The sequence below is a fragment of the Sphaerisporangium rhizosphaerae genome, assembly GCF_042665155.1.
In the GTDB taxonomy this organism is placed as follows: Bacteria; Actinomycetota; Actinomycetes; order Streptosporangiales; family Streptosporangiaceae; genus Sphaerisporangium; species Sphaerisporangium rhizosphaerae.
The window spans coordinates 1-10,923 of the sequence record NZ_JBHTCG010000066.1 but is presented as its reverse complement, the minus strand read 5'-3'; the positions used below and the strand labels follow the sequence as shown (position 1 = coordinate 10,923).

Sequence of the window (10,923 nt, the reverse complement as noted above, 5' to 3'; positions counted from 1 at the left end):
GACGAGCGCGAACGCGGTCCTCGCCGACCTCACGCCCGAGCTGGTCGACCAGGTGGCCGGGCCCAAGGCGGACGCAGCCTGGCACCTGCACGAACTCACCCAGAAGCATGACCTGGCCGAGTTCGTGCTGTTCTCCTCGTCGGCGTCGCTGGTGGACAACCCCGGCCAGGGGAACTACGCGGCGGCCAACGCCTTCCTCAACGCCCTGGCCGAGCACCGCCGGGCGGCGGGCCTGCCGGCGCGGACGCTGGCCTGGGGCCTGTGGGGCGGCGAGGCGGGCATGCAAAGCCGGCTGCGCGACGATGACCTGGCCCGAATCCGCCGCTGGGGCATGCTGCCGCTGCCGGTGGACGCGGGGCTGGCGTTGTTCGACGCGGCGCGGCGCGCGGACGCCGCCGTGCTGGCGCCGATCCGGCTGGATCCGGCCGCTGTGCGCGCCCGCGCGGACGGCGTTCCCGCGCTGCTTCAAGACCTGGCACCGGCCGTACGACGCACGGCGGCGGCGCCGTCGGGCGGGAACGAGCTGGAACCGCTGGCCGCACTGGGCCCCGAGGAGCGCCGGGAGCGCCTGGTCGAGCTGGTCCGCAGGCGGGTGGCCCAGGTGCTCGGATACGCGGACCTGCAGCCCGTGGAGCCGGAGTCGGACCTGGTCGGACTTGGTCTGGACTCACTCGGCGCCATGGAGTTGCGCAACGCGCTCAACTCGGACACCGGTGTCCGTCTGCCGGCCACCGCCGCCTTCGACTATCCGACGGTCAGCGCGCTGGCCCGGGTGCTGGCCGAGGAGATCGCTCCGGCTCCCGCCGCGGCGCCCGGCGTGCCGGCCGGTGAGGCCGCGGCGGCCAACGGCCACGCCCGGCCCGGACCCGCCACGGCGCACGGGGAGGGGCCGGCCACACAGGACCTGCCGGGTGCGGCGGAGACGTTGAGCGGCCTGTTCCGCGCGGCGGCCGCCGCCGGCAAGATCGAGGAGGGGATGGCGCTGCTGCACGCCGCCGCCGCGGTACGTCCCCAGTACGGCGCGGCCGACGCCCCGGCCCGCACCCCGGTGGTGCTGGCCTCCGGCCCGCGCCGGCCGCGGCTGTTCTGCCTGAACTCCCCGATGGCCTTCGGCGGGCCGCACCAGTTCGTCCCGCTGGCCGCGGAGTTCCGCGAGGTGCGCGACCTCGCCGTGCTGCCGGTGCCGGGGTTCGTCCGGGAGGAGAGCCTGCCGGCCTCACTGGACGACCTCGTGCAGGGGCTGGCCCGAGCGGTGACCGGCGGCGCCGAGGTCGCCGCGGAGCCGTACGCGCTGGTCGGGTACTCCGCCGGCGGGGTTTTCGCGCACGCGCTCGCGGGCGCGATGGCGGAAGCCGGCCGGGGCCCGGCCGCGGTGATCCTTCTCGACACGCACGTCCCCGGGGCGGGGGAGAGCTCCCGTGTCTGGTCGTCGATCGTGGGCGGCCTGCTCGATCGGGAGGCCGTGTTCGGCCCGTTCACCGCCGCCCGGCTGTCGGCGATGGGCTGGTACGCCGCGCTGCTCTCCCAGTGGCGGCCGGCCGAACTGGCGGCGCCGACGCTGTTCATCCGCGCCGCCCAGGGGGTGGCGACCCCCGGCGGGACCACCACGGCCGTCGGCGTGGGCTGGTCACCGGTCCTCACCCCCGGTACGGCGGTGCGCGAGGTGGCCGCCGACCACTTCAGCATCCTGGAGTCCGAGGCGCGGCAGACCGCCGCCGTGATCGAGGAATGGCTGGCTCAGACGCTCGGGTGAGTGTGACCCACCCGGATGGCCCGCCGAGACGTCCGGGTGAGTGTGAGTCACCTGGAGGGCCGGCTGAGACGTCCGGGTGAGTGTGAGTCACCTGGAGGGCCGGCTGAGATGTCCGGGTGAGTGTGAGTCACCCGGATGGCCGGCTCAGACGTTGGGGTGAGTGTGAGTCACCTGGACAGCGCGATGAGCGCGTCGGTCACCTCGGCCACCTGGTCGTCCAGGTAGAAGTGTCCCCCGGGAAAGACCCGCAGGTCGAAGTCGCCGGTGGTGTTCCGGCGCCAGGCGCGTGCCTCCTCGACCGTGGTCTTCGGGTCGTCGTCGCCGACGAAGACGACCAGCGGGCAGCCGACCGCGGCGTCCGCGGCGCACTGGTAGGTCTCCACCGCCCGGTAGTCGGCGCGCAGCGCCGGCAGCACCATCTCGAACAGCTCCGGGTCCTGGAGGAACACCGGGTCGGTGCCGCTGAGCCGGCGGAGTTCGGCCGCCACGCCGGCCGGGTCCCGCTGGTGCACCCACTCGTCGCGGTAGGTGGACGGGGCGCGCCGTCCGGAGGCGATCAGCGCGTGCGGCGCCGCGCCGCGCCGCTCGAGGATCAGGGCGAGTTCAAAGGCCACCACCGCGCCCATACTGTGCCCGAACAGCAGCGTGGGCCGCCCGTCGTCGGGGAGCGCATCGGCGACGCCGGTGGCCAGTTGTCGCACGTCGGTCAAGAGCGGCTCGTGCCGGCGCTCCTGCCGGCCCGGGTACTGCACCGTGTGGGCGTCCAGCGCCGGATGCAGCGCGGCGGACAGCTTGAAGTAGGCGCTGGCCGCGCCGCCGGCGTGCGGCAGTAAGATCACCCGCGCCGGGGCGTCCGGCGCGGGGTGAAATCGCTTGATCCAACGCTCGTCCACAACGCTCCTTCTGCCGTGATTCGTTCGCCGCCCCCCTGGTGAGCCCGGTGAGGCCCGGCGATCACCCGCGGCCGGACGCCGCGGGCACCAGAGTGACGACGCTTTCGGTGTTCCGCGCGACCGCGGCCGGGCTGTACAGCAGCGGCACCTGGGCGCCGGAGCTCCAGGCGGCGGCGAGGTCCGCGTAGTGCGGGCTCGCCGGGTCCCCGGACTGCCCGGGGGCGCTCACGAAGGTGGAGTTGTCCCAGGCTCCGACGTCCAGCACCATCCTGTACGCGGCGCCGGACACCGACCGGTAGGCCCCCGGGTAGTACGTCGAGGCGTCCACCGTGGTCGCGGAGCCGCCCCGGGGGATCGGGCCCACGTGCTCGCCCAGCGGGTGGGAGAACAGCGCCTGGTGCAGGCTTCCCCAGCGCCAGGCGGCCGGGTCGTCGCCGAGCCGGCCGCGCACCTCGGCGTAGGCCGCTCGCAGCGTCTGCTGCACGAGCCGGTCCCGCACCGCGGCGCCGTCCGGTCCGAACCAGCGGTCCGGCCGCTCCAACGCGTCGATCACCTGCCGGATGTCGGCGTGCGGCACCCGGGCGGCCACCGCCGGGGAGACGAACTGGGAGAGGAACGCCGGGCCGAGACGCCCGGAGAGCCAGGGCTCGAACAGCGCCGCGCCGGGGGAGTCGGCGCTCGCCGTACCGTCGTAGTCGCGCAGGAGCCGCAGCGCGGCCGCGGTGTCCGGGTCGTCGCCGGCCGGAATGTCGCGCAGCGCCGCGACGATGCGCCGGGCGTACTCGTCGACCTTGTCGAACTGGAGTCGCGCCATCTCGGACAAGGTGTGCCGGGTCGAGCCGGACAGGACGTCCACGATGCGCTCCTTGCGCGCGGCCGGCTCCCACTCGTAGCCGACGCGCACCGGGTGCCCCGATGGCATGTTGTACTCGTTCGCCGAGGCGACGATGCCGCTCTTGGGGTTGCTCACCCTGGGCAACTCGGCGCCGTCGTAGAAGCCGTCCCATTCGTAGCGGCCGTCGCCGGGCACCGGCAGCAGTCCGTCGTATCCCGGCCGCCGGGGGACCAGGGCGCCGGGCACCCAGCCGATGGCGCCCGAGGTGTCGGCGTAGACCAGGTTCTCCGGCGGGGCGCCCCAGCGCCGCACCCGGGCGGTGAACTCGGGGAAGCTCCGCGCGGTCATGGCGTCGAGACCGGTGAGGTACGGCGCCGTGCCCGGCTCCGACCAGGCGGTGCGCAGGCCGAACGCGAGGCCGCGGTCGGCGTCGACCTTGAGCACCGGGCCGTGCCGGGAGAAGGTCAGCTCCACCTCGCGGGGCGTCGAGCCGGCCACCGGCACCTGTTCCCGCACCGTGGTGAAGGGCACCCAGCGGCCACGGTAGAAGTAGCGGCCCGGGTCGTCGGGGGCCAGGCGGTACACCTGGAGGTCTTCCTGGTCCGCGGAGAAAACGGTGAGCGCGAAAGCGGCGCGGTCGTTGTGCCCCATGGAGATGCCGGGCAGCTCGGGCTCGCCGGCGCCGATCACGTCCAGGCCGGGCGCGGACAGGTGGGCGACGTAGCGCAGCGCGGGCGCCGTGGTGGCCCGGTGCGGATCCCCGGCGAGGATCGGCCGGCCGGTGGCGGTACGCGACGGCGCGAGCGCCCAGGCGTTGGACCCTCCGGGTGACGGCGACGGCGGCGACGACCGTACCGCCACGCCGTCGAAGGTGACCGGCGTGGTCCCGAGCAGGTAGGTGTCGAGCACGTCCACGGGCACGGCGCACGGGTCGAGTCCGTCCGGCACCTGGGGTTCGTGCGCGGGTTCCAGACGGATGAGGGCCCGGACGGCGGACTGCCCACCGGAGCACATGGCGGCCGCGAGCAACATCTCGGGGTAGGCGTTGAGCGCCAGCCCGTGGCTGCGGATCCGCACCACGTCCTCAGGGGCCCAGTGGTCCGGCCGGTGGCCCAGCCGGCGGAACTCCGGCGGCAACGCCTCCGGGTGAGCGTCGACCCAGTCGACGTAGGCGTTGACGCCTTGGACGAACGCGGTCACGGCGCGGCGCGTGCCCGGCCCGTAGGCGGCCCACTCCCGCTGGATGTCCCCGCGGTACAGGAAAAGCCGGGCGGCCCGGTCCTTGTCGACGTAACGAGGCCCGAAGGCGGCCGACAGCAGGCCGAGGCCGCGCCGCCGCCACAGGTCGAGCTGGAACAGCCGGTCCCGCGCGGCGTTGTACCCCTGCGCCAGGAACACGTCGTCGGTGTTGCGCGCGTACAGGTGCGGGACCCCCCAGCGGTCCACCACCAGCCGTACCGGCTCGCGCAGCCCCGGGACCTCGCGCGTGGCGGCGTCTCCCGTGTCCCCCGCCGCCCGCTGCGGAGCGGCCGGCGTGAGTGAGAGCACCGCGGCGACGATCACGGCGACGGCACGGCGTGAAGCGACGATCCGCACCGCCGGACCTCCTCCTGGAGACGTCAATGTGGAGTGATTCTCGTCGCCGCGGGAGACCGGGTCAGCCCCTACCTTCCCCTAATCCAGTGGTCTCATCTTGCCCATTAGCGGTCGGGCGCGGACAATCCCCTAAGTCTCCCCCTCTCTCCGGTGATCGATCTTGCCGCTCCGCTGCGCCCCTGCTTAGCCTCGGGCCACTTCCACGCAGCAGAGAGGTAAAAGCCGTGAAGGGAATCGTCCTCGCGGGAGGCCGGGGAACGCGGCTGCATCCGATCACCGCCGCGGTATCCAAACAACTGCTCCCGGTGAGCGACAAGCCGATGATCTATTACCCGATATCGGTGCTCATGTTGGCCGGCATCAGGGATATCCTCCTCATTTCCTCGCCCGACCAGGTGCCGAACTTCGTCCGACTGCTGGGCGACGGCGCCCGCTACGGACTGAACATCTCCTACGCCTCCCAGGAATCGCCGGACGGGATAGCCCAGGCGTTTCTCATCGGCGCCTCCCACATCGGCGACGGCCCGGCCGCGTTGATCCTCGGCGACAACATCTTCCACGGACCCTCCTTCTCGGAGGTGCTGGAAGATACCGTGCGGGAAGTGGAGGGGTGCGTGCTGTTCGGGTATCCGGTGAGCGATCCCAGCCGATACGGAGTGGGGGTGACCGACGAAAGCGGGCGCCTTATCTCGCTCGCGGAGAAACCGGCGAAACCGCACTCCAACAGAGCCATCACGGGCCTGTATTTCTACGACAACGAAGTCATCGAGATCGCCGAGAAACTCAAGCCGTCCGAACGGGGCGAACTGGAGATCACCGATGTGAACCTGGCCTACGTACGGCGGGGCAGGGCCAAACTCGTGGATCTCGGCAGAGGATTCGCCTGGCTGGACACCGGTACGCCGGAGACGCTGCTCCAGGCGGGACAGTACGTGCAGACGCTCGAACAACGCCAGGGCGTGCGCATCGCCTGCCTGGAGGAGGTGGCGCTCCGCATGGGCTTCATCGACGCGGAGCAGTGCTACCGGCTCGGAGCCGAGCAGTCGCAGTCCGGCTACGGCCAGTACGTGATGAGCATCGCGAGTAGTTACGCGCGATGAGAATCCTGGTCACCGGCGGCGCCGGATTCATCGGTTCCCATTACGTCCGCACTCTGGCCGAGCGGCGCGACTGCACGCTGACGGTTCTCGACAAGCTCACCTACGCGGGCAACAGGGCCAACCTGGAGCCCGCCGAGGGCCGCTTCACGTTCGTCCGGGGCGACATCTGCGACGCCGCCCTGGTCGGAGAGCTGGTGGCCGCGCACGACCAGGTGGTGCACTTCGCCGCCGAATCCCACGTCGACCGGTCCATCAGGGGTGCGGGGGAGTTCGTCCGCACCAACGTGACGGGGACCCACACGCTGCTCGCGGCGGCGGTCGAGCACGGGCTCGGCACGTTCGTGCACGTCTCGACCGACGAGGTGTACGGATCCATCCTCGAAGGCTCATGGGGGGAGGACCAGCCGCTGTCGCCCAACTCGCCGTACTCGGCGTCGAAGGCCTCGGCCGACCTGCTCGCCCTCGCCTACCACCGGACGTACGGGCTGGACGTGCGGGTGACCCGCTGCTCCAACAACTACGGGCCGTACCAGTTCCCCGAGAAGGTCATCCCGTTGTTCGTCACCAACCTGCTCGACGGCGGCAAGGTCCCGTTGTACGGGGACGGCATGAACGCGCGCGACTGGCTCCACGTGACCGACCATGTCGCGGGGATCGAGCTGGTACGGCAGGCAGGCCGGCCGGGAGAGGTCTACAACATCGGCGGCGGCACCGAGCTGACCAATCGCGAGCTGACCGAACTGCTCCTTGAGGCCTGCGGCGCCGGATGGGAGCGGGTGGAGTTCGTCGAGGACCGCATGGGCCACGACCGCCGCTACTCGGTCCACGACATCAAGATCCGCGTGGAGCTGGGGTACCGCCCGGCCGTGGACTTCGAGAAGGGCCTGGCCGAGACGGTCGAGTGGTACCGGAACAACCGCCCCTGGTGGGAGGCGCATAAGGGTGCCGTAGGGGTCGCCGCCGCAGATGAAGGCGACCCGACATAACGTCGAAAGAGGGATCAATGCGGATTCGCGAACTCGGCATCGACGGGGCGTTCCTCGTCGAGCCCAAGGTCTTCCCCGACTCCAGAGGACAGTTCCTCGAGGTCTTCAAGCAGCCCGCCTTCACCGAGGCCGTCGGTCATCCGCTGACCGTGGCCCAGGTCAACTGCTCCGTCTCCGTACTAGGCACGATCCGTGGACTGCACGCGATCCACCTGCCCGGCCAGGCCCGCTACGTGAGCTGCCCGAGCGGCGCCATCCGCGACATCGTCGTCGACATCAGGCAGGGCTCGCCCACGTACGGCCGGCACGTCGTGGCGGAGCTGAGCGAGGACAACCGGCACGCGCTCTACCTCGCCGAAGGGCTGGCGCACGGGTTCGCCGCGCTGACCGAGCAGGCCACCGTCTTCTACCTGTGCTCCAGCACCTGGTCGCCGGAGACCTCCTTCGAGGTGAACCCGCTGGACCCCGACCTCGACCTGCCCTGGCCGCGTGACCGTGAGCCCGTCCTGTCGGACAAGGACCGGGCCGCGCCCTCCCTGAAAGAGGCCGAACGGCTCGGCATCCTGCCTTCCTACGCCGACTGCCTGGCCCGCTACGCCGAACTCGCCACACCGGACGGAGCGTCGCGTTGATCCCGTTGTTCAAGGTCCCCATGTCGGAGTCGGCCCCGGCGGCGGTCGCCGAGGTCGTCGGCAGTGGACAGATCGGCCAGGGCGCCAAGGTCGCCGAATTCGAACGGGCGCTGGGGGAGCGGATCGGCAACCCGCGCGTCGCCACGGTCAACAGCGGCACCTCGGGGCTGCACCTGGCGCTCCACATGGTCGCCGCGGCGGGGGACGACGATGGCGAGGTGCTCTCCACGCCCCTGACCATGGAGGCCACCAACTGGACCATCCTCGCCAACCGGCTGCACATCAAGTGGGTGGACGTCGATCCCGCCACGCTCAACGTCGACCTCGACGACCTGGCCCGCAAGATCTCCCCCCGCACCCGCGCCATCGTCGTCGTGCACTTCTCCGGCTATCCGGTCGACCTCACGCGGCTGGCGAAGATCCTCGACGATGCCGAGGCGGCCTTCGGATTCCGCCCCGTGGTGATCGAGGACTGCGCCCACGCGTGGGGCGCCACCTACCAGGGCCGCCGCCTGGGTACCCACGGCAACGTCGCGATGTTCAGCTTCCAGGCGATCAAGCATCTGACCTGCGGCGACGGTGGGGCTCTGGTGCTGCCGGACGACGAACTGCACGAGCGGGCCACACTGCTCCGCTGGTTCGGCATCAGCCGTGGCGCCGACCGGCTGCGCAACCCGCCGGACGTCCCCGAGTGGGGCTACAAGTTCCACATGACCGACATCAACGCCGCGATAGGGCTGGCCAATCTGGACTGGGCGGAGGAGGTCGTGGCACGGCACCGGGCCCACGCCGCCCACTACGACCGGGAGCTCGCCGGCGTGCCGGGGCTGGAACTGACCGAACGTGCGCAGGACCGCGAGTCGTCCTTCTGGATCTACCCCGTCAAGGTCGAGGACCGCGCCGGCTTCATGAAGCGCATGGACGAGGCCCAGATCATGGTCAGCAACGTCCACGAACGCAACGACACCCACTCCTGCGTCCGCCGGTACGCCACGCTGCTGCCCGGACTCGACAGCGTGGCGGAGCGCATCGTCTGCCTGCCCGTCGGCTGGTGGGTGACCGAGGAGCAGCGCGCGCACATCGTCGAGACCGTACAGCGAGGCTGGTGAGAGCAGGCCAGACCAGCGGGCAGCCCGCGGCGTCCCTGACGACGCCGCGCGCGGCCTTCTCTATGCGACCCCAGATCGGGCCGTCCACATGACGACGGCCCTCAATGCCATGCACCTGCCTGCCCGTGGGCCGGCGGGTGACCGAGGAGCAGCCCGCGCAGATCGTCGACGGTGCTGGTGAGACCACCCCGGATCAGCAGGCACCCCGCGGCGTCCCAACGACGCCCTGTGCGGCCCTCCATGCGTTCGGGACCGGTGCCCTAGGTTCGCCGGTGTGGGCCCTCGTTGCCGGCCATCGGTTCACCAGCGAAGGGCATTGGTGGTGCGCGGTCTACCGTGCCGGTTCGGCGGTGGTGTTTCTGGCGGGGGTTCGTGGTCGCGTCCAAGCGTTCGCGCAGGAACGCCGGTGTACCGCCACGCGGTGGAGGCCTTCCTCGACAGGCCGAGGACGGCGGCTCACGTGATGGCGGCCCTCGAACTCACGCGTCTGCCGCTCGGCCGGCACGCCCCGCTGTGCGCCGCGGCGCCGGCCTGCCGGTACGCGCCCATGCAGCGGCACGCCGGCACCATCGCCATGGTCCCGCGTCCCAGTCGGTGTGCGACCGGCAAGCCGGCCGTTCCGCGCCCCGACCACGCAACCGCCATTCACCCCCATGTCGTTCACCCCGGTGTCGTACGCCTGCTGTTCGTCGCATGCGTTCGCATGCTGTCGTGTACGTCTTCTTCAGGGCGGCTTGCGGTGACGACCTGCGTCCACCAGGCGTGGCTCTGCTTTCCGGCGGTGTGGGGGTGTGATCGGTGCCTTGGTCGGCGGGGGGTGGTACGGCGATGTCGGCGTCTGAGTGTGTCGTTCTGAGGTCGGTTGCGGTGTCCACGTGTGTTCACCGGGCGCGCGGTTCTTCATTCCGGTCGTGTGCTGGGTGTGATCGGCGCCGGGTCGGTGGGTCGTGGTGTGGCGGTGTCGGCGCCTGTCATGGCGCCCGAGCCGGTGAACGTCAGTCATGGGTAGGGCCTTGTGCACGGCCCCACCGCTGGGGCCGTGCACAAGGGGTCGGGGGACTCGGCTACACCTCGCCGCCCAGCTCCTGGTCGAGAATCGCGAAGAGCTCCTCCGCGGAGGCCGCGGCGAGCCGCTCGTCGTCCGCCGAGGAGGCAGGAGGCTCGGGAGACTCCGGCTCCGCTGCGGCCGGCCGCTCGGCCTCCGCTGGGGCGAGCCGCTCGGCCAGGTATCGGGCGACCGCGGTGGCGTTCGGCTGGTCGAAGGCGAGCGTGGCGGGCAGCGGAAGGCCGGTCCGCCCGCGCAGCCGGTTCCGCAGTTCGACGGCGGCCAGCGAGCTGAAGCCGAGCTGCACGAAGCCGCGCTCGGCGTCGATCAGGTCCGCGGTGTCGTGTCCGAGCGCCGCTGCCGCCTCGGCCTGGACCAGTTCGACCAACATGCGGTCCCGCTCCCGGGCGGGCAGCCCGGCCAGCCGCTCCCGCAGCCCGGCTGTGCCGTCCGACCCGTTGGTCCGTGCGGCCACGGCCGCTGTACGGCGCGCGCCCACGAGGTCACGCAAGAGCGCGGGCAGGTCGTCGCCCCGAGCCCGCAGCGCGTGGACGTCCGGCCTGATCGGCGCCAGCACCGGCGCGGGCACGCGCAGAGCCGCGTCGAACAGTGCCAGCCCGGTCTCCGCGGAGATCGCTGGTATGCCCAGCTTGCGCACCCGAGCCAGGTCGGTTTCCCGCAGCGGCCCGCCGAGCCCGGTGTCCACCGCCCACATACCCCAGGTCAGTGAGGTGGCGGGCAGCCCGGCGGCGGCGCGATCCGCGGCGAGCGCGTCGAGGAAGGCGTTGGCCGCCGCGTAGTCGCCCTGCCCGGCGGCGAGCACCATCCCTCCGGCAGAGGAGAACAGCACGAAGCGGGTGAGGTCATGCTTTCGGGTGAGTTCGTGCAGGTGCCAGGCGGCGTCCGCCTTGGGACGCAGCACCCGGTCCAGCCCTTCCTCCGACAGTGTGCCGAGCACCCCGCCGGCCACCACT

At 71.8% G+C, this 10,923-nt stretch carries 8 protein-coding genes; 5 read left to right on the top strand and 3 right to left on the bottom strand.

What is annotated here, in order from left to right:
• Positions 1-1,753, top strand: a 1,753-nt coding sequence (locus ACFQSB_RS39895; RefSeq protein ID WP_380832530.1) for a KR domain-containing protein, incomplete at its 5' end; no start/stop codon positions are given.
• 167 nt (positions 1,754-1,920) lie between these two features.
• Here ACFQSB_RS39895 and ACFQSB_RS39890 read toward each other — a convergent pair.
• Positions 1,921-2,646 carry a thioesterase II family protein gene (locus ACFQSB_RS39890; protein ID WP_380832528.1) on the bottom strand — a complete coding sequence of 242 codons (726 nt, stop codon included), beginning with the start codon at positions 2,644-2,646 and terminating at the stop codon, positions 1,921-1,923.
• A gap of 61 nt (positions 2,647-2,707) precedes the next feature.
• Positions 2,708-5,077: a penicillin acylase family protein gene (locus ACFQSB_RS39885; protein ID WP_380832527.1), complete on the bottom strand. Its 2,370-nt coding sequence runs from the start codon at positions 5,075-5,077 to the stop codon at positions 2,708-2,710.
• Positions 5,078-5,301: 224 nt separating this feature from the next.
• Between ACFQSB_RS39885 and rfbA the strand changes: the two genes are divergently transcribed.
• From rfbA to ACFQSB_RS39865, 4 genes are read left to right on the top strand one after another with little or no spacing between them, the layout of a single operon-like run.
• Positions 5,302-6,177: a glucose-1-phosphate thymidylyltransferase RfbA gene (gene rfbA, locus ACFQSB_RS39880; protein WP_380832525.1), complete on the top strand. Its 876-nt coding sequence runs from the start codon at positions 5,302-5,304 to the stop codon at positions 6,175-6,177.
• On the top strand, positions 6,174-7,163 hold the full coding sequence (gene rfbB / locus ACFQSB_RS39875) for a dTDP-glucose 4,6-dehydratase (protein ID WP_380832524.1): 990 nt from the start codon (positions 6,174-6,176) through the stop codon (positions 7,161-7,163). The genes rfbA and rfbB overlap by 4 nt, the downstream gene beginning before the upstream one ends.
• A 17-nt stretch (positions 7,164-7,180) precedes the next feature.
• Entirely contained in the window at positions 7,181-7,795 is a 615-nt protein-coding gene (gene rfbC, locus ACFQSB_RS39870) for a dTDP-4-dehydrorhamnose 3,5-epimerase (RefSeq protein ID WP_380832522.1), read from the top strand.
• Positions 7,792-8,904, top strand: a complete 1,113-nt coding sequence (locus ACFQSB_RS39865; protein ID WP_380832521.1) for a DegT/DnrJ/EryC1/StrS family aminotransferase — start codon at positions 7,792-7,794, stop codon at positions 8,902-8,904. The genes rfbC and ACFQSB_RS39865 overlap by 4 nt, the downstream gene beginning before the upstream one ends.
• A 1,064-nt stretch (positions 8,905-9,968) precedes the next feature.
• On the opposite strand, the gene ACFQSB_RS39860 is transcribed toward ACFQSB_RS39865, so the two are convergent.
• Positions 9,969-10,923 (bottom strand): beta-ketoacyl reductase (locus ACFQSB_RS39860; RefSeq protein ID WP_380832520.1); only part of this gene is annotated, 955 nt, incomplete at its 5' end.